Genomic DNA, 24,902 nt, shown 5'->3' with positions numbered 1-24,902 from the left:
TATACTTAATCACGTTAAAATTGCATAAATTCGAGCGAATAAATGAATAAACAATTTTAAACTGTTCAAAATAGACTGACTATATTAAAGTAGGCATAGGATTATCTTAGAGAATTTTTAATGAAATTGAATCAACTTCGTTATATTGTTGAAGTCGCACGCAGCGGTTCAATGAATGAAGCAGCAAAAAAACTTTATATTACTCAGCCAAGTCTTTCAACTGCGATAAAAGAACTCGAAGAAGAGTTCAATATTGAAATTTTTATTCGCACAACGAAAGGGGTCTCTTTAACTACGGAAGGCGTTGAATTCCTTGGTTATGCAAAACAGATCCTAGATCAAACCGAATTATTAGAATTACACTATAATAAAAAAATTCCAGCTAAACAGTTATGCTGTATATCAACGCAGCACTACGCATTTGCCGTCAATGCATTTGTGAATCTTATAAAAAAAAATCATACTGCAGAGTATGAATTTACCTTAAGGGAAACACGGACTCACGATATCATCACCGATGTTGCGAACTTACGTAGCGAAGTGGGGATTTTGTATTTGAATGATTTTAACCAAAAAGTAATTATGCGATTTTTAAAAGAACATAATTTAACATTTTCGCCTCTATTTGAAGCAGATCCTCATGTATTTATCAGTACCCAGCATCCACTGGCAAAGAAAAAAATTATTCAATTAGAAGAACTTGAAGACTATCCATATCTCTCCTTTGAACAAGGTGAGCATAATTCGTTTTATTTTTCTGAAGAGATATTAAGTACGGTGTACCATAAAAAAAGTATTCATGTCAGTGATAGGGCTACGTTATTTAATCTATTACATGGATTAAATGGTTATACAATCAGTACCGGTGTCTTGAGTAGTGATTTAAATGGTTCTGATATTGCATCAATTCCATTACGGACTGATGAAAAAATTTTAGTTGGCTGGATAACCTCACAAAAAGTGCAACTCAGTCAATCAGCACAGAAATATATTGATGAATTGAAGAAATTAATTGCTGAATATGGCTTTGAGTGATCCTCGCCAAAATATTAGACAGTGCTCGCCTCTATAAATGTGTTATTTAGATAATACTGATTTTCATATTGCTGAGGCGATATCCAACCATTAGTTGAATGACGACGAACACGATTATAATAGATTTCAATATATTCAAATAGGGCTTTATTCGCATCCTCCCGAGTTTTGTAATCACAACCATGAATAATGTGCGTTTTTAATGTATGAAAAAAACTTTCAGCTACCGCATTATCCCAACAATTGCCTGCTCGACTCATACTTTGACTAAGTCCATACTGTAACAATAATCGCTTAAAATCAGCACTGCAATATTGGCTTCCTCGGTCGCTGTGAAGTAATACACCCTTTGGAAACTGACGACGGAATAAGGCATTTTTGAGTGTGTTACAGACTAAGTGCCTATCAATCCGCGAGCTCGTTTGTCGTCCAATCACTTTTCGCCCGAATAAATCAATAATCACACAAAGGTATAGCCAGCCTTCACCGGTTTTGATATACGTGATATCGGTCACCCAAACACGATTCGGTTTATCAGGATTAAACTGTCTATCTAATGTATTTGGCGCTACATCATGAGATAGGCTTGGCGCTGCTAGATAGTTAAATTTACGGGCGACTTTACTTCGTAAGCCTAATTTTTGTAATACTCGACTTACTGTTCTTTCTGAGACATCATAGCCCTCATCTCGGATATCGTGTACTAAGCTTGGTGCACCCAAACGCGCTTTATGCCGCCAATAGAGTGCCTTGACGTTATCAATCAGCGGCTGTGATTTCGGTGTGCGTTTTAACCAAGCGTAATAACCGGGCACGCTGACGTTTAATAGGCAACAGGTTAAACGTACCGGATACGACGATAAATACAGTTTCATATACTTGTACTTCACCGACTTGGATGGTTGATGAAGTACACATGCGCCTTTTTTAGGATTTCATTCGCCATTTTCAGTTCTTTATTTTCTTTTTCTAGAGCGATAATTTTTTGCTGCTCAGCCGTTAACTCGCGTTTACTGGTTTTACCTGGATTGATTTGCCTTACCCATCTATCAAGGGTTGATTGACCAATGCCAAGGTGATTTGCAATATCGGCTAGCGAAAGATGAGCATTCGATAAGGCATAATCAACTGATTGTTGTTTGAACTCAGTACTGAATTTTTTGACCATGATATGTTCTCCTATGATTTTTATTTATATCATAGAGGTGACATTTGTCTATTTTTTTGGCGAGGATCAGAGTTAACACAATAGTTCATTGAATGATAATCATATTTTTAATAACTATTTTATACTTATTAAAAATAAATATATGTTGTTTTTTATAAAAAATTTAATATACAATAGTACGCACTTCATCAACAAAAAATCATTAAAATTATGAAAAACTATAAAATTTTTAAACATCAAGATGGTAGAATTGAAGCGGTAAAACAAGGATGGTCATGGCCAGGATTTTTCTTCGGAATCATTTGGGCATTAATAAAAAAATTATGGACAGTTGCTGGTGCTTTAGTACTGGTTATGATCGTATTTGGTATAATAAGTTATGCACTTTTACCAGATCCGAGTAATTATAATAATTACTATGAATTACAACAAGCAATGTCTACCTTTGAAATTTGGGATAATATGTCGACTGTTATCTCTCTTGTTATTGCCATCGTTATTGGCGTAAAAGGAAATGATTTCAGAGAAAAAAATCTATTAAGTAAAGGCTATACACTACAGTGCACTGTTTTTGCAGCAAATCCTGATATGGCAATATTAGAAGCGAGAAAAGCAGAAGAAAATAATAAAGAAGCTCCAGCCAATAATAGTCATAACGACATTAATCAAAACAACGGTAGTAGTAATATTGTTGTTTAATGATTAAACGTTTACTAATTAAATCGCTGCAATTGCAGCGATTTATTTTTCTAAGTTATTGAAAAAATATTTACATCTAAATAGATAGCACTCGATTAATTGAAAGTAATATATATATTCCAACCCTAATTTCATCAATATAAAAATAAACTATAGGTTAGTATATGGGATCACCCAAATTTGATAAGACAGATAACAAAACGCTTTGCAAACAAGATTATAAAACTCTAGCACTCGCCTCACTGGGTGGAGCGTTAGAGTTTTATGATTTTATCATCTTTGTTTTCTTTTCTTTAACCATTGGCAAACTATTCTTTCCACCTGATATGCCAAGTTGGTTAAGTCAGGTTCAGACTTTTGGTATATTTGCTGCTGGTTACCTAATTCGCCCTTTTGGTGGAATTGTCATGGCTCATTTTGGTGACCTATTCGGCAGAAAAAGAATGTTTACATTAAGTATTCTGTTAATGTCATTACCTACATTTTTAATTGGTTGTCTGCCGACTTATGAAACCCTCCATTATGCCGCACCAATTTTATTACTATTAATGAGATTATGTCAGGGATTGGCCGTTGGCGGTGAAGTGCCTGGCGCTTGGACATTTGTGGCTGAGCATGTACCGAAAAATCGTATCGGAGTTGCTTGTGGGGTTTTAACCAGTGGGCTTAGTTTAGGTATTCTACTTGGCTCGCTTATTTCTACATTAATTCATGGCCTATTTGTCGGTGAATTAATGAATACATGGGGTTGGCGAATTCCATTTATTATCGGTGGATTATTTGGTTTTTTATCAATGTACCTACGTCGATGGTTAAAAGAAACGCCAATTTTCATCGAGATGCAACAACGCAAATCGAAAGAAAAGACTGTAAAACGTCCACCTGTATTAACGGTATTAATCAATTATTTACCACAAACAATTTTATCAATGTTATTAACATGGATCCTATCTGCTGGAATTATGGTCGTTATTTTGATCGCCCCAATTTATTTACAAGAACAGTTCAATTTTAGTGCAATGCAAGCTCTACAGGCAAACATCTTGGCTATCATTGGATTAATTATCAGCTGCACAGTATATGGATTATTAGTAGATAAATTTTCGTTAGATAAAGTATTAATTATTGGTAGTCTCTTTGCTGCAATTACGATCGCTTGTTTCTATTTTTCCCTTGGGCAATACCCTTCTCTACTATTTTATACCTATCCTTTAGCTGGTTTTGGAGTTGGGGTCGTCGGCTGCTTTGCCTTTTTTATGGTAAAAGTGTTCCCTACCGAAATTCGTTATAGTGGCGTATCATTCTCATTTAATATGGCTTATGCTCTGGCCGGTGGATTAACACCGTTGTTATTATCCATTTTTACCAATTTCTTTAGTAAATTAGCTCCCGCTTTTTATGTAGTCTCTCTTTTTCTATTAGGAGCTTTAATTGGTGTGATATTGCTTAGGCAAAAAAATAACTATTTTGCAAAAGATATTCAATAAGAGAGATATATTATCGACAATCTATTGATTAATAATCGAGTAAGCAATTGAGTTAAATAAAAAAGAGATGTAAACCACATTGATATACTATATTTAATATGCGATATAAAGACCTATCACGAATAGATCACTATTATTAAATAGTGATCCCAATTATAGGATTAGCTATATGCAAGAGCGAATATCAAGTCATTATGAGTGTAGTGTTATAATTCACGTTATTGGTTTGGTTCAAGGTGTTGGCTTTCGATTTTTCACGTATAAAGAAGCACAAAAACTAAAATTAGTAGGTTATGTTAAAAATTTACCTAATGACCAAGTGGAAATTGTCGCTTGTGGTTCCCGAACTCATATAACAATGCTCATTGATTGGTTAGATTCAGGTGGGCCTCGCTCTGCTCAAATTCAAAATTACGATGTAAATGATTTTATTCCAAATGAAGACTATAAGACCTTTAATGTGAGATATTAATTTAGTCAAAATTAGCGTAAAATAGTTGGAAGCGAAGTAATAAGGGAAGACCCTTACCAGTAACTCACAATAAAGGTAAACAGATACTATCAATGAATAAAAAAAGCATAATTTATATTCTACTCATTATTTTTATTGTTGCTATTTATTATTATCAACGAGAAGAGGCTTCATCAGATGTTGTCGAAACCATCGATTTATCGACTCAACCACTTTACCAAAGTGATCGCATGGAAACAACTATCTACGACCCTTTAGGCAATCTAAGTTACAAAATCATCGCAAACAAAGTACAATATTTTGAAGATACGGGTAATACCTTATTTCAATCACCTGATATTACATTATATAATCACGATATTGCGAGAACGTGGCATATTTTGGCTAATGATGCCACATTAACTCGTGATAAACTTTTGTACCTTAATAATAATGTTATTTTACAAAATGAATTACCTGATTCGCAGTTGAAAAAAATTATTACAGAGCATGCTAAAGTCAACTTGAAAACTCAAGTCGTTACTTCAGAAGATGCAGTTACTATTGAAGGTACAAACTTTACATCAACAGGGATTGGCTTACTCGGTAATTTACGTAGTAAAACTGCCGATATATTAGAAAATGTAAAAACTTATTATAATACACCCAATATTCAAGCGGATAGTCCAACTAACTAAGGATAATATTAATGAGCTACTGTGTTCCATCTATTTCAAAAAAAATCAGCTATGTATTAGTTAGTTTGCTACTTAGTTTACTTGCGCCAGTCGCGATGGCGAAAACAACGCCTAGTGCTACAATTAATAACAAACCGATCTCGATTGATGCGGATAATCAGCAAATTGATTTAAAAAATAATACCATCACCTTTACAGGAAATGTCATTATCCTCCAAGATGGCTTAGAGATAAAAGCCAATACAGTAACAATTACGAATATGGATAGTAAAGATAGCCAAACGATAACGGCTAATGGTAATCCAGTCTATTTTAAACAAACTGATGATCAGGATAAAAACAAAACAATTACTGGACATGCTCAACAATTAACATACCAAGTAAAACAAAATACTGTCACAATGACGGGTAAAGCAGAATTAGTACAACAAGATAACCATATCGTTAGTGATACAATTATCTATAACGTAAATCAGCAACAAATTCTTGCACAATCAAATAAAGGGAATAGAGTTAAAACAACGATTATTCCAAATCAAGTACAAGAGATAAAACGATAATATGGCAATATTAAAAGCGATAAATCTCGCGAAAGTATATAAAGATCGTCGCGTAGTTGAAAATGTAAGTTTAACCGTAAACTCAGGTGAGATAGTCGGCTTACTAGGGCCAAATGGTGCCGGTAAAACAACTACATTTTATATGGTGGTCGGTATCGTTCCGCTAAATGCGGGAAGTATTTATCTTGATGATCAAGATATAAGTGTACTACCACTACACGAACGTTCTCAAATTGGGATTGGCTATCTACCACAAGAAGCGTCAATATTTAGACGTTTATCTGTGTTTGATAATATTATGGCGATTCTTGAAACGCGTAAATCCTTAACCAAGGAAGAACGAATAACAAAAGCAGAAGCTCTACTTGATGAATTTCATATTGCGCATATTCGCAATAGTATGGGACAAGCGCTATCTGGTGGAGAACGGCGCCGAGTTGAAATCGCTCGAGCTCTCGCCGCAGATCCTAAATTTATTTTACTCGATGAACCTTTTGCAGGAGTTGATCCTATTTCGGTTATTGATATAAAAAATATCATTCGAGCGTTACGCGATCGTGGTTTAGGAGTATTAATCACAGATCATAATGTACGAGAAACACTAGATGTTTGTGAGCGGGCCTATATAGTAAGTAAAGGGCACTTAATTGCAGAAGGTAGCCCAAATACTATCCTAAATGATGAGCATGTAAAACGAGTCTATTTAGGTGAAGAATTTAGGTTATGATAAAACCAAACCTGCAATTAAATATTTCACAACAGCTTACAATGACCCCACAATTGCAGCAAGCCATTCGTTTGCTGCAATTATCGACACTAGAATTATGTCAAGAAATTCAAACCGCATTAGAAAATAATCCATTACTAGAAGTTGATGGCGATTATGATGAAGTAAATGTTGATGCATTATCTGAATCAGATAACATCGATACTCGAGAAATGATGGAAAATCGCGATATCTCTGACGATATTCCTATTGATGTATCTTTAGACGATATTTATACAGCAGGAACCCCTTCTGGTACTCTTTCAGATTACCGTAATGATGAATTACCCGTTTATCAAGGTGAAACACACCAAACGCTAAATGAGTATTTAATGTGGCAACTTAATTTGACGCCTTTTAGCGAAAAAGATCGTACGATTGCGATTTCACTTATCCAATCGATTGATGATAGAGGGTATTTAATAGAGCCTCTACAAGATATTTTAGAAGAACAAGGTAATGATGACGTTGAGTTAGATGAAGTTGAAGCTGTATTAAAGCGGATTCAACATTTTGATCCTATCGGAATTGGTGCGAGAACATTGCAAGAGTGCTTGACCATCCAAATTAATCAGATGCTCCCAGTAACACATGATATTAAATTAGCTAAAACAATTATTGAGCATCATTTAGAATTACTCGGTCAAAAAGACTTTAAATCTTTAGCAAAAAACCTTGGCATTAATCATGAACAATTGAAACAAGCAGTTAGTATCATTCAACAACTTCACCCATTTCCTGGTGACTCTATCAATACAACATCACCTGAATACATTATTCCAGATGTATTAGTAAAAAAAATAGGTTCAAAATGGCATGTCGTTATTAATAATGAAGCGATTCCGCGTCTAAAAATAAATCAACACTATGCTGCCATGGAAAAAACCACCAGTGCCAGTGATGGACAATATATCCGTCAAGCATTACAAGATGCAAATTGGCTAATAAAAAGTATTGAAAATCGTAATGATACGCTGACTAAAGTCAGTCAATTTATTGTTGAGCGTCAACAAAACTTTTTTGAATATGGTGAAGAGTATATGAAACCGATGATATTATCAGATGTCGCAAATGCAATTAATATGCATGAATCAACGGTGTCACGTGTTACTACTTTAAAATATCTACAATGTCCGCGTGGTATTTTTGAATTAAAATATTTTTTCTCTAGTCATCTCAATACTGAATCTGGTGGAGAAGCTTCATCAACAGCAATTCGCGCTATGATCAAAAAATTAATTAATCATGAAAATGGGCAAAAACCATTAAGTGATAGTAAAATAACGAGTATGCTGGAAGCACAAGGTATTATAGTAGCCAGAAGAACGGTTGCAAAATACCGAGAGTCATTATCAATTCCGCCATCAAGCTTGCGTAAGCAGCTAAAATAGTACCTATTTGATAAATTAAAGGATCTTAATTATGCTGTTAATGATAGTCAGTGGTCGTTCAGGTTCTGGTAAGTCCATCGCCCTTAGAGCCCTAGAGGATATGGGGTTTTATTGTGTGGATAATATCCCCATTGTACTACTACCTGAGTTAGCTAAAGCACTAGAAGATAGTAAGACCCCCGTTGCGGTGAGTGTTGATATAAGAAACTTACCAGCAAGTTTTACACAATTAGGTGAAATTCTTCAACAACTACCATCATCAATTACACCACAAGTACTATTTCTTGATAGTAGTAGTAATACGTTAATCCGCCGTTATAGCGAAACACGACGTAATCATCCATTATCTATTCAAGGATGTTCACTAGAAGAGGCGATTAATTTAGAAGGACAATATTTAGAGCCACTACGTGATCGAGCTGATCTTATTATTAATACAGATAATTTATCAGTACATGAATTATCCGACATTCTAAGACAACGTATTTTGGGTAAAAAAGAGCGTGAACTAACCGTAGTATTTGAATCCTTTGGTTTCAAATACGGCTTACCGTCTGAATCTGACTTTGTCTTCGATGTGAGATTTCTACCAAATCCCCATTGGGACCCGAGTTTACGCCCATTAACAGGATTAGATAAACCCGTTCAAGAATACTTAGCTAAACATTGGGAAGTTAACAATTTTATCTATCAAACTGCAAATTATATGCAGCAATGGTTACCCCTATTACAAAAAAATAATCGAAGCTATCTAACAATTTCTATTGGTTGTACTGGTGGGCAACATCGTTCAGTATATATAGTAGAGAAACTAGCTGCACTATTTAACTCTCATGGTAGGCAGGTACAAATTCGTCACCGAAGTTTAGAGAAAGGTTTACATGAGAAAAAGTAAAAAATGCAATATGACTTCTTTTTAGTTTTTTTTTCATTATAATATGCCCCGTAGGAATTTTGGCCTATAAATAAAAATAGATTAAAACAAAAAGGAATAAGAAATGAATTGGTATCTTAAGTGTATTAAAGACAACTATGCAAACTTTAACGGTCGTGCTCGCCGCCAAGAGTACTGGATGTTTACCCTATTTAATGTGATTTTTATTATCGCAATTCTAATACTAGCAGGAATCTTATCTTCAATCAGTGAAACATTAGGTTCGATTATGGGATTTGTGTATTTTATCTATGTATTAGCGGTATTTATTCCAAATCTTGCTGTAACAGTAAGACGCTTACATGATACAGGAAAATCAGGTTGGTGGATTTTGATTTGTCTTATTCCATTTGGTGGGATTGTGTTGCTTGTTTTCATGTGTATGGAATCAATGCCGATGGATAACCAATACGGTCTAAACCCAATCTGCTACTAAGCAAACTTGATTATTAAAAAACCGGATATTTGAAGTGACCCCCCAATAGTTGGACAACCAATTACAGGGGGTCTTTTTATGTCAAAATACAGTCGAGATTTAAAAATTATCATTGCTAATGAATTCTTAGCAGGAGAATCGTCCGAAACACTTTCAAAAAGGTATGCTATTTCTTCTCGCCAAATAAGGTATTGGTCGCAGGTAGTGGCGATTCATGGTGATAAATCCTTTCAATCAACAGCCCATTTACGTCACGCACAAGCCAGATTACAGGCCCTAAAATTAATGTGGACAAATGATTGGTCTCTCGGGCACACCAGTGCTATGCTTAATTTAGCCTCTCCTGGGCTTTTATTCGTTTGGCTTGATAGATATCGTGAAAAAGGATTCAGCGGGCTTGAGTATCAATCTAGAGGAAAACCATCCATGAAACCATCACGTATTGTATCGACTCATTGTAATGATGAAAAAACAGTTGAAGAATTAAAAGAAGAGATAGCTTATTTACAAGCGGAAAACGCTGTTCTAAAAAAGTGGGAGGAGCTAAGACAAACGAAACGACAACAAACAAAGAAAAAACGTTAGTTGTTTTAGCGCTTAAATCTCAATATCCCTTAAAACATTTGCTGTCAGTAATACAGCTAGCAAAAAGTGTATTTTATTATCATGTTAATAGGCTGAAAAAGCCATCGCCTTATGAGAAGGAATTAAAGCGTATTGAAGCGATTTACCATGAACATAAAGGGCGTTATGGTTATCGCCGAATTCATTTATCTTTAATCAATGAGGGGAGCAGGCTCAATCATAAAACGGTACAGCGATTAATGAGGGAGCTTAATCTTAAATCAACAGTAAGACCCAAAAAATATCGCTCTTATCGTGGCGAGATGGGTAAAACGGCACCCAATCGTCTTAAGAGAAAATTTAAAGTGTCAAAACCGAATAAAAAATGGGTAACCGATGTCACTGAATTTAAAGTCAATGAACAGAAAATTTATCTATCGCCCATTATTGATTTATACAACCAAGAGGTGATTGCTTATAGTGTGGCTAAGAATGCACGTTTGACTTTAGTCACCGATATGCTTAAAAAAGGGATATCACGATTAAAAAACAAACAAAACCCCTTGCTACATAGTGACCAGGGCTGGCAATATAGAAATCCTATTTATCAGAAGCAACTTGCTGATAATGGTATAAAGCAAGGTATGTCAAGAAAAGGGAATTGCTTAGATAATGCTGTTGCTGAAAACTTTTTTGGACTATTAAAATCAGAAATGTATCATGGGCAACATTTTAAAGATGCGGATGAATTGATTGAAAAAATAGAAGAATATATAGAATACTACAACACGAAACGGATTAAAGTTAAATTAAAAGGCCTGACTCCGGTAGCATACCGAAACCAAGCCTTACGAGCTACTTAACTAAAGTGTCCAACTTTATGGGGTCACTTCATATTAATCCGGTTTTTTATTTGACTCAGTAATAATCATATACTCAAATATGCCTTGCTCAGCTTCTATTTTATACTGTTCAACTAACTCGCTTAATTTAATTTTTTGTGGCTCTTTAACTAAATAGCGAACATAAACTAATTCAATATCATCCGGTAATAACGGTAACTTTTCCTGAAGCACCTTAACGGTTGAATTATAAGGGTGGCCTATCGCCACTGCTGAGCCATGTTTTCGTGCTGATTGAACAGCTAAATCAAATTGGTGAGCTACTGCAGATAATTCTTGGGAATCATCAAGAAATACATCTCTTGTCACAGTCGGAACTCGATATTCGATTGCAGCTTCAATGGCTTTACTTTTAGCTATCGTTTTACTATCTAAAAAAAAGAGTGAATAGTCAGACAAACTATTCATTACTTTTTGCATCCCAGCCAAATCAGATGTCATTAAACTTCCCATATGATTATTAAGACCAATAGCATAAGGTACTTTATTAACGGCTTGACTAATTATGCGATGTATTTCACTTTGGGTCATTGAAGGAAACAAAGTATCAATTTCGAGAGGTTGTTTTCCGATAGGCGCCATTGGTAAATGGATAATGACATCCTTATTATGTTGATGGGCTAAAGTTGCAATACTAACTCCATTTGGTGAGTTAGGTAAGACTGCCACCGTAATCGGATAAGGGAGAGCAATAATCTGTTTCTCATTATGTTCACGATAACCAAAATCATCAATAACCACGGCTAATTTTGCAGCTTGAACAACGGGTGTGACTATAAGCAAACACCATATAATATTGAATAATACTTTTAATTGTCTCATTTTATCAACCATGCACTTGGATCCAATGCTTTACCATCTCGTCTAACCTCAAAATAGAGTGATGCAGTTCCTTGACCACCCGATGTACCAACTAAAGCAATCTCTTGACCAGCATCAATTTTATCACCGACATTGACCAGTACTCGTTGATTATAACCATAAAGTGTCATATCACCTTTACCGTGCTCAATAACAACAATAAAACCATAACCTTGTAACCAACTAGCTAGTATAACCCGCCCATCAGCAATCGCTTTGACTTTAGTACCTTCTTTGGCTTTAATCACGATACCTTTCCAACGCAATTCCCCCTGTTGTGGCTCGCCAAATCGATATAGTACACTCCCAGATACCGGCCAATTTAAAGAATGAGTCGGTTTACCGATTCCACTTACCCTAGCCATCAGGGCTCGTTCATCTCTGGTCGGGTTATAATTATAATTTTGTTGTTTTACTTTAATTTTTTCAGCTTGCTTAGCTTCATCCTCCGCTATTTTTCTATTTTCTTGTTCAGCTTTGGCGATTTGAACTTTTAACGCATTCTCATTTTCTTTCAACTCATCTAATTTTTGCTGGTTAAGTTGCATTGACTTATCCAAGGCAATAATTGTTTTTTGTCGCTCTTTTTGGTTAGCAACTAAACGGTTACTTTCCTGCTTTTGTTTGAGTTGTAATGCTTGTTGCTCTTTATGTTTCTCTTCAAATATACTCTTTTTAGTATATAACTCATTTTCAATCAACTTTAGTTCATTAATACGATTTTGACGCATCTTATTAATATAACCATAGTAGGTGATTATTCTCTCATTCCTTGCACTCTGTTGGCCTGAAAATACCAACTCCATATTGCTAGTCTTACCTAATTTAAAGGCCCCTTCTAGCTGTTTAGCCAAAATACTCTGCTGGATACGTTGTTTTTTTTCTAATTCACTGACTTGAATACTAAGTGTGGTAATATCTTTCGATAACGTTGTAAGTAATAGATCTAATTTATCTAGAGAGGATAATAGATTAGCAATCGTAGTTTCTTGATTTTTTAATTCTAGTGTAAGCTGTGTTCGCTGTTTCTTTTGTTCGGTAAGCTTTTTTTCCTGCTCAAGGATAGATTGGCGAATAGACTGTAGATCCTGTTGATCATCGGCATAACTGTATGAAGAACAGAATAAATTCCCACACAATATTAATAATAATAAACTAAAGTAAGTATGCCGCATTTTATCGATAATGAGTTTTAACCAAATAAAAGCGTTATTGTAATATAATGTTTTATTTAGAAATTTGAAATTTTTATTCTAAGTATGCTTACTATAACTGATTACATTATTGCTGACAAATAGAATATATAAAAAATGCCCTAAGTATTAGGGCATTTAACAAATATTAACTAAAGGTAAAACTATTTAACAAACAATACCTTACCTGTCATTTCAGCCGGTACCGGCATATCAATCAACGTGAGCATTGTTGGCGCTAAATCAGACAATTTACCACCTTCTACCGCTTTAACTGATTTTGGTCCAACATAAATAAGTGGGACAGGTAAATTAGTATGGGCAGTATGTGCTTGTCCAGTTTCATCATCACGCATTTTTTCTGCATTACCGTGATCGGCTGTGATTAGTAGCTGGCCATTAACTTTATTAACAGACTGAACAACTCGGCCGATACAAGTATCTAATGCTTCAACAGCTTTAACGGCGGCATCGAAAACACCAGTATGACCAACCATATCACCATTTGGATAATTACAAATAATGACATCATATTTTTGGCTTTCAATTGCAGCGGTTAATTTATCCGTTAACTCAGCTGAACTCATTTCTGGTTGTAAATCATAAGTTGCTACTTTCGGTGAGTTAATCAAAATACGATCTTCATTATCAAATGGAGTCTCAAGCCCTCCATTAAAGAAGAATGTCACATGCGCATATTTTTCAGTTTCAGAGATACGTAACTGTGTTTTATTATTTTTAGCTAACCATTCACCAAGCGTATTCGTTAATGATTCAGGTGCATAAGCCACTTCTGAAGCAATATCGGTTGCATATTCAGTTAGTGATACATAATGAGCAAAATTAATTACACGTTGACGTTTGAAACCATCAAAATCTTTATGAATAAATGCACGAGAAATCTCACGAGCACGATCCGCTCTAAAGTTCATAAAAATTAAACTATCACCATCTTGCATTGCAGAACTTTCTTCTCCAGCTGCTTGAATAATAGAAGGTTTTACAAATTCATCATTTTCATCACGAGCATACGCAGCTTGTAACGCTTCAACTGCCGAGTTATAAGTGAAATCCCCCTTTGCATCAGTTAAAAGATTATATGCTTGTTCAACACGATCCCAACGATTATCTCGATCCATTGCATAGTAACGACCGATTAAAGAGGCGATACGGCCTTTACCTAATGATTTAAACTTATCAGAAAATAGTTTTAAACTTGCTTCTGCACTTCTTGGTGGAGTATCGCGGCCATCTAAAAATGCATGTAAGTAAATTTTATTAGCACCACGAGCAGCAGCTAATTCAACCATTGCCATAATATGCTCTTCATGAGAATGAACGCCACCTGGTGACATTAACCCCATGATATGGATAGCTTTACCACTTTTTACCGTATCATCAATAGCCTTTGTTAACACTGGATTTTTAGCAAATTCACCATCCATGATATCTTTTGTTACTCGGGTCAAATCTTGATAAACAACGCGACCTGCACCAATATTAGTATGTCCAACCTCAGAGTTACCCATTTGACCAAATGGTAGACCCACTTCCATACTTGAAGCATTAATCAAAGTATTTGGCTGAGTCTTCATCAAACTGTCCATTATTGGCTTACGCGCAGCAGCAATAGCATTATCTTTTTGATCTTCACGATATCCGTAACCATCTAAAATAACTAAAACAATTGGGGTTTTATTTGTATTACTCACATTTGCTCCTAAATTATATCAATCTATCAAATTGTTACTATTTTACTACAGATGCCTATTATGGGATAGGGTAATCAAATACTATTTTTAACGAAAAATAACAGCATAACTTTACAATATGATAAAGCTATTGAATAAATCATAATACGATGACTCTTTTAAAAAAAAATTGTAAAATGATTGTTAGTTAAAACAATAATAATAAGAGTAGGAATAATGGCTAAACAGATTAAAATTATCAAATGCCCAAATTGTGGGAGCATACAAAAAACCGAGTTAAAACCAGATCATTATCGCTGTGATAACTGTCAAACTGAGTATTTTTTAGATAATGATGACATTAATATCAATGTTAATCATCAAAATCAGTCGACGTCAAAGACTCAATTTTTTAGCAATAATCAGACATTAAAATTAGTTGCCTCTGCTATTATTGTGATTGTCGTTGGTGGTGCGATTAAGTTAATGCTTACGGATAAAGCCCCAACTCCACCATCACGCGAGGTCATAAGACAGGTACAAAATAATTTGCCTTCGGGTACAACAAATACCAATTTATCTTCATCGAATACGACTGAGGCGCCTAAAAAATATCAAAGGGATTATCGATATTGTTCAACCGTTTTAACCGAGGAAGGACCTTACATCTTAGCATTAGAAGATCATAAATCAGCCACACAAGATAATAATACCTTTTTTACAATTTATGATTTAGTTGCTAATAAAAAAGTCGATGAACAGCCACTCGACGCTTTACCTAAAGATAATTTTGGTCGGACCAAATTCGAATACCTTGATTTTAGCGATACAAAAACCTATTTTGTTATCAATGATAGCCAAGTTTATTTATTAGATAAAACAAACTATAAATTCAGTAATATCACTTCATCATTATTAAATAATCATCCCGATTATCAAACAGGATTAGCATCCTTCAGCTTATCTCAAACAACATCCGGCTATGCGTTACACATATTAACGAATGATGGGAAAAAAATTTACTACTACCCACTGATAGATGAAGTCTATCTTGATGATTATGATTTTCAAATGGTTAAAAATCGGCCTAAAAAAGCCCCTTATGATACGAGTGAACATGTTGCCTATGACTTTGCTAACCGCAATGGCGAAGATAATAAGTTAATTAAATATACGTATGTTAGTTATGATGGTAAGCCACATCTATCTATTCTTTCGTCACAAGCAGGTAGTGAAAAGCTTGTCGAATCAGGGAAACATACTGACGATAATTCAGCTTATGATATTCTTATCGACTCTGCATATAGTTATAATAATCTTGTAAACGTCATACAACATCAAAATCTTACCCCAGAACGTCTCTATTTTGATCCAAGTGTTTTATACTCAGATAAAGATTATTTAATTATAAAAACCAAAATTAATGCTGCACCTGGCTCTGGATATAACTATCAACAACTTGATGTTAATACGGGGGCTGTATTGTGGACAATATCGGATAAGCTATTTAAAATCAATGAAATCATGCCTTATAAAGATAAATTCATCGCTAAAAATAAATGTGATAACTACGCAATTATCGATAAAAGTGGTAATATCCAGCAAAATATAGTGTTAACTCAATAATAAAATAATAGAAAGGTTACATATTATGGCTTTAGGAAATTTTTTTAAACGACAATTAAAAACTGTTATCGAATGGACAAATCAATCCCCTGATGTACTATTTTTTCAATTTCCTGTTTCGACGAGTGAAATTAAAAATGCCAGTAAGTTACTCATTAATCCAGGCCAAGGCTGTATCTTAGTTTATGAAGGCAAAGTGATTGATGTCTTGACTGAGCAAGGAATCTACCAGCTAGCGACGGATAACCACCCTTTTATCACTAATTTGCTAAAAATGATGCAAAGCTTTGAAAGTGAACATAAGATGCACATCTATTTTTTTCGGACTGCAGAGCTTGTTAATCAAAAATGGGGCACATCCACACCGATTAAATATATGGATAGTATTTATCAATTCCCTATTGAGCTCGGTGCTTATGGTAGTTATTCAATACGATTAGATAATGCACAATCCTTTTTTACCAATATTATGGGTAGCAAAGCATCTTATACAGCAAATGATTTACGTCAATTAATGATTTCACGAATTATTCCAGGTATTACGTCTCAACTAGCAAGCCAACGTTATTCTTACCAAAATATTGATGCACAGTTAACAACCCTTTCTAGTGATACAAAGCTAGTGTTAGCGCCTACATTTAATGATTTGGGTATTAATCTCACTGATTTTCGTATTGAAGCAACTTCATTTAATGATGAAACCGTCGCTCGTATCAATAAAATTGCAGATTCCCGCTCTGATGCAATAGCAGCTGAACAAGTTGGTTTAAGTTATGTTGATAATGAGAAACTGAAAGCGTTACGTGATGCAGCAAGAAATGAAGGTGGTTTAGCTGGAGCTGGTTTGCAGCTAGGGGCAGGATTTGAAATAGCAAAATCATTCGATTTAGATAAAAATGGTACCACAAATTCAGCGTCTGAAAAACAATCAAATGATGAAATGATTAATCAATTGAAAAAACTAAAGTCACTACTTGATGATGGTATTTTAACGCAAGATGAATTTGACACCAAAAAGAAACAGATTTTAGAACGGCTATAACTCTTTTATTATTCAAACCACAATATTGCTATTTGAAAGCTTCTTTTGAATAGCAATCAAGCTTTTATTCTATAATTACCTATGTATATCAACGGCTTTATTCACAAATAATATAAGAACAGAAAGATATCGATATCAGAGTTATTCAAAGATAATGATAAAATTTTTATTATCCTCTCTACTGATATTGTTGTACAATTATAACCTTACGTAAGCTCAATAACAAAAAACCCGACAATAGCCGGGTTTTTTATTAATGATTAAATAAAATAAATTATTTAATTTTAGCTTCTTTATAAACTACGTGCTGACGAACAACGGGATCATATTTTTTGATCTCCATTTTTTCAGGCATAGTTCTTTTATTTTTGCTAGTGGTATAAAAATGACCAGTACCAGCAGAAGAAACTAATTTAATTTTTTCACGTACACCTTTAGCCATGATAATTTTCCTCTATAGCTTATTAGTATTTTTCACCACGGGCACGAAGTTCAGCTAAAACTGCATCAATACCCTTTTTATCGATAGTGCGCATACCTTTAGCCGATATACGTAATTTTACAAAACGTTTTTCACTCTCAACCCAAAAACGGTGAGTTTGAAGATTTGGCAGAAAACGACGTTTAGTAGCATTCATCGCATGTGAACGATTGTTTCCTACTAGTGGTTTCTTGCCTGTTACTTGGCAGATTCGTGACATGTCAATAATTCTCCGAAATTTCAGTGCTTAGGCCTTGGATATAATATGTCAATGGAACATAAACCTCGTCAGGCTTTAGTCTTCTACTAGGTCGTTGAGATAAGTCTTAACAACAATAGACCAACTACTCATACTATACCCACAATAATTAAGGTAGCGAAGTATACGCTGTTATCCAAAAATTCTCAAGTATTATTATATTGATAAACACAACATTATCAAAAATAATTTTAATTTCATGATTAACATTGTAAATTTCATTATGCCAACAAACCAGCAATATTAACCCGACAGGGGTTTTTAATCATTTAATGATAACGATAATAAACTGACTCTTTGCGATAAAAGACATTTGTTTTGCGAGCTCGTGTTTTTTTAATATTTTTTTGTTATCATGTGCCATCGTTATAAATTTTTTGAGCTATTTAAACTATGTCAACATGGACAATGTCTTGGTGGGATAAAACCGTTTTTTCAATAATTAATATTCCTGTTAAATTTTTTGTGCAGAGTAAATCCATTCCAACTGATCCGATTGATGAGCTAAATATAGATAAAACGAAACCGATTTTATATGTATTACCCTACAATTCAAAAATCGACTTGTTAGTTGTTCGTTCTCTATGCAAAAAATATCAACTTCCTGATCCTCTCGATGGTATAAAAACAGCATCAACGGTATTGCCTGCTTTTTTATATATTGATAAAGGGCCCGGTATTTTTGCCTCAAAAAAACAGAAAAATAAATCAATTGAGATTATTAAACAATACATTACAGCTCATCAGCAAGATCCGCTCTTAGATGTACAGATGCTGCCGGTTTCGGTCATGTTTAGTCGAGCCCCTGATAAAGAAGGGAAAAAGAAACTTTCATTACAAGTTTTAGGCGGGACACGCAAATTTATCAAAATGCTGTTCTCCGGTCGAGACTGTTATACTCGGTTTTCTAATACAGTATCATTCAAAAATGTCTCATTATCAGCACATACAGAAGATGTCACTAAACTATCGCTAAAACTATCGTGCGTAGCTCGAATTCATTTTTCCAAACAACGCACTGCCTCGGTAGGACCAACGCTACCAGTAAGGCAACAGATGCTAAATAAGCTACTACGTGGTCCAGTTTTAACAAATGCGATTAACGAAGAAGCGAAAAGTAAAAATATTTCTGTCGATAAAGCAAATAAAGAAGCCTTATCCATGCTTAACGAAATCGCTGCGAATTTTACTTATCGAGCTTTAAAACTGACAGATTATGTTCTTACTTGGGCTTGGAGTCGTCTATATCAAGGATTAAAAGTCACCAATGCCGATCCAATTCGCGAGCTGGCTCAAAATGGGCATGAAATAGTCTACACACCATGCCACCGTAGTCATATGGATTATCTACTGCTTTCCTATGTGTTATATCGACAAGGGTTAGTACCACCTCACATCGCTGCTGGGATCAATCTTAACTTTTGGCCAGCGGGCCCAATATTCCGTCGATTGGGCGCATTTTTTATTCGCCGTTCATTTAAAGGAAATAAGCTATATACTTCAGTATTTCGGGAATATTTGGCTGAGCTATTTATCCGTGGGTACGCAGTTGAATACTTTATTGAAGGTGGCCGCTCACGCACAGGACGATTACTGGATCCGAAAACGGGTATGTTGATGATGACAATCCAAACCTTGTTACGCGGTAATCCAAGACCAATTTCGATTGTACCTGTTTATATTGGCTACGAACACGTATTAGAAGTCGCAACCTATTCCAATGAATTACGTGGTGCGGCTAAAAAGAAAGAGAGCCTATGGCAAACAATTAAGGCTTTCTTTAAACTAAAGAAATTAGGATTAGGTTATGTAAATTTTGGTCAACCAATTCCATTGAATCAATTTCTAAACAAACATGTCCCTGATTGGCGGGAATCCATTGAACCGACAGGAACAGCAAGGCCTAATTGGTTAACACCAACGACTAACCTATTAGCTAAAAATATTATGGAAAAAATCAATTCATCTGCAGCAGTTAATGCCATGAATTTATGTTGTTCCATTTTACTGGCCTCGCAACAACGAGCGCTCACTAAAAAGCGTTTGCTTGAATATATGGATCATATGCTTTTTATCTTAAGAAATGTACCGTATTCAGATCTCTCGACAGTTCCTCATAAAAGTGCAGAAGAACTCTTCGAACATGCTAAAGCCATGGATAAATTTATTATTACAGCCGATGACATGGGTGAAATCATCAGTCTAAGCCAAGAACAGGCTGTTTTGATGACTTTCTATCGTAATAACATTCAGCACTTACTGATTATTCCATCGATTATTGGTCGAATCGTACTGAAACATAATCGCATATCAGAACAAGAGTTAATTGAACAAATTTTAAGATTTTATCCTTTAATTAAATCGGATCTTTTCCTCTATTTTGATGAAGAACAACTGAAAGATTATGTCCATAAACTTATACTAAGTTTTGCTGATCTTAACTTACTCAACTATACTCCAGAACGAATTACGTTAAATTATCTGAAAATGGCCTCGTTACAAGTGCTAGCTTCGGGTTCAAATGATACATTACAACGTTATGCAATATCCTTCTCGTTGTTACAAAAAGATCCAACAATTAGTCGCTCAGCACTGGAGAAAGAGAGCCGTTTGATTGCCGAGCGACTTTCCGTTTTACACGGGATTAATGCTCCGGAATTCTTTGATAAAGGCGTTTTCTCTACCCTGGTATCAGCATTACGAGAACAGGGATATCTTGATGATAAAGATGAAGCGAATTTGGATAAAATCAAATTAATGAATGATACGCTTCAACCATTGATTGCGAGCCAAGTGCTGCAAACTATTGAGGAAAGTCATTAAAAAGAGCTGATAAAAAAGCCAATAAAAATAGCTAAACCAACATAGTTATTATTTAAAAAAGCTTTAAAACAGCGTTCTCTTGCTCTAGCAGCTATTAATATTTGTTGATATATAAATAAAATAGCTGCTACGGCTAGAGCGGCATAAAAAACGCCTGATAGCTGATTAAGGATAGCAACACTAAGTAATAAAATCAGGGTAAGTAACTGTAATATACCAATACACAATTTATCATTTTTACCGAATAAAATAGCCGTCGATTTAATACCTATTTTGATATCATCATTGCGATCAACCATCGCATATTGCGTATCATAAGCAACTGTCCAGCAGATATTTGCTAAGCACAACAGCCAACATGTCAATGGAAACTGTCCGCTTGTTGCGGCATAAACCATTGGAATTCCCCAACTAAAAGCAATTCCTAAAACGACTTGTGGGAGATGGGTAAAACGCTTCATAAATGGATATAGTAATGTCGTCAAAAATGCAAAAAGAGCCATTAGCCAGGTTAATGGAGGTAGTGTTAGTAATAGCAAAATCGAGATAAAAATTAAAATCGCAAATGCGACTAACGCATTTTTACTAGTTAATTGTCCACTCGCTAAAGGCCGTAATTTAGTCCGTTCAACATACCCATCAAACTTTCGGTCAGCAAAATCATTAATGACGCACCCTGCCGCTCTCATCGAAAATACGCCGAGCGTAAAAACAACAAATAGATGTATAGTGGGAGCACCAACAAGCCACAGAGCCCATAAGGTTGGCCAAAGTAAGAGTAACGTACCAATTGGCTTATCTAAACGCATTAATTTACAGTAGGCAAGAAGACGGTTTTTCATATCAAGATTAGTTATCATATTGGTACAGATGCTATAAATTATAAAGCAATATCTCAGCTTATGAAACCTATAATCAGTCAAGCTAAACGGCCTAATCTCATCAATGAGCCAATATTTTCGTTATTATATTGCTGTATAGGGTGATTATAGTGAAAAAATCATCTTAAATGTCAGCTTTATACTTTTATCTTAACTTGTAACGGTATACTTTTCTTGGAGACATACTTAGCGGTATGATAAACCATCAACTAAGGAGATTACCCCGTGACAAGACAACTAAGTAGTGAATTTAAACGAGAATGTGCAGAGCTCGTTCTTAATTATAGTTATGCACATAAAGATGCAGCAAAAACAATGAATGTGAGTATTTCATCAATTGGGCGTTGGGTAACACAATATAGAAAAGAACGACAAGGTATTACGCCTAAAAGTAGTGCGCTGACCGCTGAACAAAAACGAATACAAGCTTTAGAAAAACAAGTTAAGCAGTTGCAAAGTGATAATCAGTTATTAAAAAAGGCTTCAGCCTTCTTCGCCATCGAAATGACAAGCAGCAACAAATAGCGTTAATACTGAAGAAGGCAGGAAATGAAACCGCTCAAATCTGTCGGTGTTTATCATTAGCACCGAGTACTTTTTATTATCGAATTAAACATCGCGCATGTAAATTAATGAATACTAGGCTTGAAATTGCCATAAAATCAATTCATAACGAAATGGACGGTATATATGGAAAAAGAAGAATGTTAGTTGAACTGGTTAAAAAAGGGTTTAAGCTTGGTTTAGATAAGGTCCGACGCTTAATGAGAAAATTAGGCCTAGTGGCTAAAAGGCCTAAACAGCATTCCTATCCTCGTGGCGGTAAATCATCGCTACTGGCACCCAATCATTTAAATCGACAATTTAATCCAGCAACGATTAATCGCTATTGGTCTGGCGATATTACCTATATTCGGTCAAGGCAAGGTTGGCTCTATCTGGCTGTCGTGATGGACCTATGCTCTAGGCGTATTGTAGGATGGGCCTTTTCTGAAAAGCCAAACAGTTTACTGACAGTTAAGGCACTAAACATGGCGATACAGCGTCGAAAAGGAGAATGCCCTACGTTATTTCATTGTGATCAGGGGATTCAATATCGTAGTGAACAATTTCAACAGTTATTATCATATCATCAAATTACCTTTAGTATGAGTAGAGCTGGAAATTGTTTAGACAATGCCGTTACTGAACGATTTTTTAGATCATTAAAATCAGAAAGAATTAATTATCGAGATTATATAACAAGAGAGCAAGCGATGGGCGATATTATTGATTATATCGAACCGATTTATAATCAAAAACGAAGACATTATAAACTTGGATTTATTTCACCAGCAGAATTTGAACATAATTTACTAAAAACTGCCTAAGAAGCTCTCCAATTTTTGTTGACCGTTACAGGTTGGGATACGCATTTAAATTTGCCTTTGTCTTAGCAGAGAAATTGCATATTGAGCGTAGAAAAATTCATACAACAGCCGAACATATCTACCTAAGCTATGACAAAAATATTTTTGAGAGTGTATAACTAAAAATATACTAGCACCCTGAACACTGATGATCTCAATAAGATAACATTGATTATAATTATTAACTGAGCAACTTATAGATTAATACTGATTTTTAACTATCAACTCAATATTAAACTCATTACATCCATACCATCACTAAAATCAAAAACCAGCTATCAAGATTTAACACCATCAGCTGGTTATTTTATTTCAAGCAGCTCACATCACTACTTATTCAGACCAATCAACTCTGATATTTTGGCCGATGTAGCATGTAACTCAGCAACTAATTTCTGCTCATCTTCAAGTGAGCTACAACGGAAAATAGAAGTAGATAAACTTAGCGCGGCAATAATATTACCTAATCGATTATAAATAGGTACCGCAAAACAGCGTAGACCAAGTTCCGACTCTTCATCATCTTTACCATACCCACACTGTTTGACTTGCTCAAGTTCAGCAAGGAATGCTTGCTTACTCATAATTGTTTTAGACGTAAACTGCACGAAATTAATCCGATCAACAATTTTATTTTTACTCTCTTCATCTAACCAAGCAAGTAATACTTTTCCTAATCCACTCGCATACATATTAGCTTGATTACCAATTTTTGATGTTAAGCAAAGGCTATACTGCTCAGAGGCAACTTTATTGATATAGATAACTTGATCATCCTCACGAACAGCAAGATGGATAGTCTCTTTTGTTTTATCTCTCAACTTTCTCATTTCTAAATCAGCAATAGCTAAGAAATTTTGGTGATCTAATACCCGATTACCTAAATCAAGCAATCTTAAGGAGAGTGAATACTTATCAGAATCTTCTTCTTGATTAACATATCCTAATGATTTCATCGTTTGCAAAAAACGATAAGCCGTACTTTTTGGCATCATTACTTTATTAGATAATTCTGATATCGCAATTTCTTTTGATTCAGATAAGGCTTCTAAAATACCAAAAACCTTTAATACCGAAGCGACTGATTCTGGTGAATTATCATTCATGACAAGTATATCCTCCTGACGAAAACGCATAGCGTTCTAACTACTGATAAATAAGGGAAAATTAGAACCGTATAAAATATTCTAACTATACCACAATCAATAATTATTCGCTATTTTATAAAAAATCTAACCGCTGTGGTGTAAATGTATCAAGCAATACGCCTGCCTCTTTACAAACACAACCATGCAGAATATTGGGTTGTTTATATAGTGTATCGCCAGCACGTACAAGATGAGTTTCATCGCCAATAGTAAACTCAAATACACCAGATAATACATATGTCAATTGTTCATGAGGATGGCTATGCAGCGTACCAACAGCCCCTTTATCAAAATGAACTTCAACTGCCATCATCTTGCCGCCATGAGCTAAAATCTTACGTTTAACACCATTACCTAAATCAGTTAATTTAACATCTGCATTAAAAATAAACATAAT

26 protein-coding genes are annotated in these 24,902 nt (G+C 34.9%); 17 read left to right on the top strand and 9 right to left on the bottom strand.

Annotated elements, in window-relative coordinates; translation table 11 throughout:
- Positions 1-120: 120 nt before the first annotated feature.
- Positions 121-1,035 (top strand): LysR family transcriptional regulator, encoded by a 915-nt coding sequence (locus RHO11_10960; GenBank protein WVD60995.1) that lies wholly within the window; start codon positions 121-123, stop codon positions 1,033-1,035.
- A gap of 14 nt (positions 1,036-1,049) precedes the next feature.
- Here RHO11_10960 and RHO11_10955 read toward each other — a convergent pair.
- Positions 1,050-2,203, bottom strand: a protein-coding gene (locus RHO11_10955) for an IS3 family transposase (GenBank protein ID WVD60994.1) whose coding sequence is annotated in 2 segments (ribosomal slippage) — positions 1,050-1,957 and positions 1,957-2,203 — 1,155 coding nt in all. Because the reading frame shifts where the segments join, the coding sequence is not laid out codon by codon here.
- A 210-nt stretch (positions 2,204-2,413) separates the two neighbouring features.
- On the opposite strand from RHO11_10955, the gene RHO11_10950 reads away from it, so the two are divergent.
- The 11 genes from RHO11_10950 (at position 2,414) to RHO11_10900 (ending at position 11,052) form a co-directional block, all read left to right on the top strand.
- Positions 2,414-2,902, top strand: coding sequence for a DUF2628 domain-containing protein (locus RHO11_10950; protein WVD60993.1), 489 nt, complete (start codon positions 2,414-2,416; stop codon positions 2,900-2,902).
- 164 nt (positions 2,903-3,066) lie between these two features.
- Positions 3,067-4,389: an MFS transporter gene (locus RHO11_10945; protein WVD60992.1), complete on the top strand. Its 1,323-nt coding sequence runs from the start codon at positions 3,067-3,069 to the stop codon at positions 4,387-4,389.
- Between the two features lie 169 nt (positions 4,390-4,558).
- Complete coding sequence (gene yccX / locus RHO11_10940) at positions 4,559-4,861, top strand: acylphosphatase (protein WVD60991.1); 303 nt, start codon at positions 4,559-4,561, stop codon at positions 4,859-4,861.
- Positions 4,862-4,953: 92 nt separating this feature from the next.
- Positions 4,954-5,538, top strand: a complete 585-nt coding sequence (gene lptC / locus RHO11_10935; protein ID WVD60990.1) for an LPS export ABC transporter periplasmic protein LptC — start codon at positions 4,954-4,956, stop codon at positions 5,536-5,538.
- Between the two features lie 11 nt (positions 5,539-5,549).
- Complete coding sequence (gene lptA / locus RHO11_10930; GenBank protein ID WVD60989.1) at positions 5,550-6,098, top strand: lipopolysaccharide transport periplasmic protein LptA; 549 nt, start codon at positions 5,550-5,552, stop codon at positions 6,096-6,098.
- 1 nt (position 6,099) lies between these two features.
- Positions 6,100-6,825, top strand: coding sequence for an LPS export ABC transporter ATP-binding protein (gene lptB / locus RHO11_10925; protein ID WVD60988.1), 726 nt, complete (start codon positions 6,100-6,102; stop codon positions 6,823-6,825).
- Complete coding sequence (locus RHO11_10920) at positions 6,825-8,255, top strand: RNA polymerase factor sigma-54 (protein WVD62893.1); 1,431 nt, start codon at positions 6,825-6,827, stop codon at positions 8,253-8,255. Before lptB ends, RHO11_10920 begins: the two co-directional genes overlap by 1 nt.
- 31 nt (positions 8,256-8,286) lie before the next feature.
- On the top strand, positions 8,287-9,150 hold the full coding sequence (gene rapZ / locus RHO11_10915) for an RNase adapter RapZ (protein ID WVD60987.1): 864 nt from the start codon (positions 8,287-8,289) through the stop codon (positions 9,148-9,150).
- Between the two features lie 103 nt (positions 9,151-9,253).
- On the top strand, positions 9,254-9,625 hold the full coding sequence (locus RHO11_10910) for a DUF805 domain-containing protein (protein WVD60986.1): 372 nt from the start codon (positions 9,254-9,256) through the stop codon (positions 9,623-9,625).
- 78 nt (positions 9,626-9,703) lie between these two features.
- Positions 9,704-10,210, top strand: coding sequence for a helix-turn-helix domain-containing protein (locus tag RHO11_10905; GenBank protein ID WVD60985.1), 507 nt, complete (start codon positions 9,704-9,706; stop codon positions 10,208-10,210).
- A complete protein-coding gene (locus RHO11_10900) occupies positions 10,159-11,052 on the top strand; it encodes an IS3 family transposase (protein WVD60984.1) in 894 nt (297 codons plus the stop codon). The genes RHO11_10905 and RHO11_10900 overlap by 52 nt, the downstream gene beginning before the upstream one ends.
- 33 nt (positions 11,053-11,085) lie before the next feature.
- Here RHO11_10900 and RHO11_10895 read toward each other — a convergent pair whose 3' ends face one another.
- From RHO11_10895 to gpmM, 3 genes are all read right to left on the bottom strand, one after another.
- Positions 11,086-11,925 (bottom strand): divergent polysaccharide deacetylase family protein, encoded by an 840-nt coding sequence (locus tag RHO11_10895; GenBank protein ID WVD60983.1) that lies wholly within the window; start codon positions 11,923-11,925, stop codon positions 11,086-11,088.
- A complete protein-coding gene (envC, locus tag RHO11_10890; GenBank protein WVD60982.1) occupies positions 11,910-13,127 on the bottom strand; it encodes a murein hydrolase activator EnvC in 1,218 nt (405 codons plus the stop codon). The genes RHO11_10895 and envC overlap by 16 nt, the downstream gene beginning before the upstream one ends.
- Before the next feature lie 182 nt (positions 13,128-13,309).
- Complete coding sequence (gene gpmM / locus RHO11_10885) at positions 13,310-14,857, bottom strand: 2,3-bisphosphoglycerate-independent phosphoglycerate mutase (GenBank protein ID WVD60981.1); 1,548 nt, start codon at positions 14,855-14,857, stop codon at positions 13,310-13,312.
- Between the two features lie 216 nt (positions 14,858-15,073).
- Here gpmM and RHO11_10880 point away from each other — a divergent pair, with 216 nt between their 5' ends.
- Entirely contained in the window at positions 15,074-16,462 is a 1,389-nt protein-coding gene (locus RHO11_10880) for a hypothetical protein (protein ID WVD60980.1), read from the top strand.
- A gap of 25 nt (positions 16,463-16,487) precedes the next feature.
- Positions 16,488-17,504, top strand: a complete 1,017-nt coding sequence (locus tag RHO11_10875; GenBank protein ID WVD60979.1) for an SPFH domain-containing protein — start codon at positions 16,488-16,490, stop codon at positions 17,502-17,504.
- Between the two features lie 274 nt (positions 17,505-17,778).
- On the opposite strand, the gene rpmG is transcribed toward RHO11_10875, so the two are convergent.
- Positions 17,779-17,946, bottom strand: coding sequence for a 50S ribosomal protein L33 (rpmG, locus tag RHO11_10870; GenBank protein WVD60978.1), 168 nt, complete (start codon positions 17,944-17,946; stop codon positions 17,779-17,781).
- 22 nt (positions 17,947-17,968) lie between these two features.
- Positions 17,969-18,205, bottom strand: a complete 237-nt coding sequence (rpmB, locus tag RHO11_10865) for a 50S ribosomal protein L28 (protein ID WVD60977.1) — start codon at positions 18,203-18,205, stop codon at positions 17,969-17,971.
- A 432-nt stretch (positions 18,206-18,637) separates the two neighbouring features.
- On the opposite strand from rpmB, the gene plsB reads away from it, so the two are divergent.
- The gene (gene plsB / locus RHO11_10860) at positions 18,638-21,067 is read left to right on the top strand and encodes a glycerol-3-phosphate 1-O-acyltransferase PlsB (GenBank protein ID WVD60976.1); all 2,430 of its coding nucleotides are present in this window, start codon (positions 18,638-18,640) and stop codon (positions 21,065-21,067) included.
- Here the strand turns inward: plsB and ubiA are convergent.
- On the bottom strand, positions 21,064-21,927 hold the full coding sequence (gene ubiA / locus RHO11_10855) for a 4-hydroxybenzoate octaprenyltransferase (GenBank protein ID WVD60975.1): 864 nt from the start codon (positions 21,925-21,927) through the stop codon (positions 21,064-21,066). The two genes, plsB and ubiA, sit on opposite strands and share 4 nt — an antisense overlap.
- Before the next feature lie 246 nt (positions 21,928-22,173).
- Here ubiA and RHO11_10850 point away from each other — a divergent pair, with 246 nt between their 5' ends.
- Both RHO11_10850 and RHO11_10845 read left to right on the top strand, forming a co-directional pair.
- Positions 22,174-22,473 (top strand): transposase, encoded by a 300-nt coding sequence (locus tag RHO11_10850; GenBank protein WVD60974.1) that lies wholly within the window; start codon positions 22,174-22,176, stop codon positions 22,471-22,473.
- Entirely contained in the window at positions 22,419-23,318 is a 900-nt protein-coding gene (locus tag RHO11_10845; GenBank protein WVD62892.1) for an IS3 family transposase, read from the top strand. Before RHO11_10850 ends, RHO11_10845 begins: the two co-directional genes overlap by 55 nt.
- 368 nt (positions 23,319-23,686) lie before the next feature.
- Here the strand turns inward: RHO11_10845 and kdgR are convergent, their stop codons facing one another.
- Positions 23,687-24,463: a DNA-binding transcriptional regulator KdgR gene (gene kdgR / locus RHO11_10840; GenBank protein ID WVD60973.1), complete on the bottom strand. Its 777-nt coding sequence runs from the start codon at positions 24,461-24,463 to the stop codon at positions 23,687-23,689.
- A 115-nt stretch (positions 24,464-24,578) separates the two neighbouring features.
- A complete protein-coding gene (locus tag RHO11_10835) occupies positions 24,579-24,899 on the bottom strand; it encodes a cupin domain-containing protein (GenBank protein WVD60972.1) in 321 nt (106 codons plus the stop codon).
- Positions 24,900-24,902: the final 3 nt, after the last annotated feature.

It is taken from the genome of Orbaceae bacterium BiB (assembly GCA_036251205.1).
GTDB lineage: Bacteria > Pseudomonadota > Gammaproteobacteria > Enterobacterales > Orbaceae > Orbus > Orbus mooreae.
The sequence above is the reverse complement of the archived record's forward strand: the minus strand, read 5'-3'. Positions and strand labels throughout refer to the sequence as shown.

Excerpts from the sequence above, each read along its gene's own strand:
- RHO11_10960 (WVD60995.1), top strand. The coding sequence starts at position 121 with ATGAAATTGAATCAACTTCGTTATATTGTTGAAGTCGCACGCAGCGGT.
- RHO11_10950 (WVD60993.1), top strand. The coding sequence starts at position 2,414 with ATGAAAAACTATAAAATTTTTAAACATCAAGATGGTAGAATTGAAGCG.
- RHO11_10945 (WVD60992.1), top strand. The coding sequence starts at position 3,067 with ATGGGATCACCCAAATTTGATAAGACAGATAACAAAACGCTTTGCAAA.
- yccX (WVD60991.1), top strand. The coding sequence starts at position 4,559 with ATGCAAGAGCGAATATCAAGTCATTATGAGTGTAGTGTTATAATTCAC.
- lptC (WVD60990.1), top strand. The coding sequence starts at position 4,954 with ATGAATAAAAAAAGCATAATTTATATTCTACTCATTATTTTTATTGTT.
- lptA (WVD60989.1), top strand. The coding sequence starts at position 5,550 with ATGAGCTACTGTGTTCCATCTATTTCAAAAAAAATCAGCTATGTATTA.
- lptB (WVD60988.1), top strand. The coding sequence starts at position 6,100 with ATGGCAATATTAAAAGCGATAAATCTCGCGAAAGTATATAAAGATCGT.
- rapZ (WVD60987.1), top strand. The coding sequence starts at position 8,287 with ATGCTGTTAATGATAGTCAGTGGTCGTTCAGGTTCTGGTAAGTCCATC.
- RHO11_10910 (WVD60986.1), top strand. The coding sequence starts at position 9,254 with ATGAATTGGTATCTTAAGTGTATTAAAGACAACTATGCAAACTTTAAC.
- RHO11_10905 (WVD60985.1), top strand. The coding sequence starts at position 9,704 with ATGTCAAAATACAGTCGAGATTTAAAAATTATCATTGCTAATGAATTC.
- RHO11_10895 (WVD60983.1), bottom strand. The coding sequence starts at position 11,925 with ATGGTTGATAAAATGAGACAATTAAAAGTATTATTCAATATTATATGG.
- envC (WVD60982.1), bottom strand. The coding sequence starts at position 13,127 with ATGCGGCATACTTACTTTAGTTTATTATTATTAATATTGTGTGGGAAT.
- RHO11_10880 (WVD60980.1), top strand. The coding sequence starts at position 15,074 with ATGGCTAAACAGATTAAAATTATCAAATGCCCAAATTGTGGGAGCATA.
- RHO11_10875 (WVD60979.1), top strand. The coding sequence starts at position 16,488 with ATGGCTTTAGGAAATTTTTTTAAACGACAATTAAAAACTGTTATCGAA.
- rpmG (WVD60978.1), bottom strand. The coding sequence starts at position 17,946 with ATGGCTAAAGGTGTACGTGAAAAAATTAAATTAGTTTCTTCTGCTGGT.
- rpmB (WVD60977.1), bottom strand. The coding sequence starts at position 18,205 with ATGTCACGAATCTGCCAAGTAACAGGCAAGAAACCACTAGTAGGAAAC.
- plsB (WVD60976.1), top strand. The coding sequence starts at position 18,638 with ATGTCAACATGGACAATGTCTTGGTGGGATAAAACCGTTTTTTCAATA.
- ubiA (WVD60975.1), bottom strand. The coding sequence starts at position 21,927 with ATGATAACTAATCTTGATATGAAAAACCGTCTTCTTGCCTACTGTAAA.
- kdgR (WVD60973.1), bottom strand. The coding sequence starts at position 24,463 with ATGAATGATAATTCACCAGAATCAGTCGCTTCGGTATTAAAGGTTTTT.
- RHO11_10835 (WVD60972.1), bottom strand. The coding sequence starts at position 24,899 with ATGTTTATTTTTAATGCAGATGTTAAATTAACTGATTTAGGTAATGGT.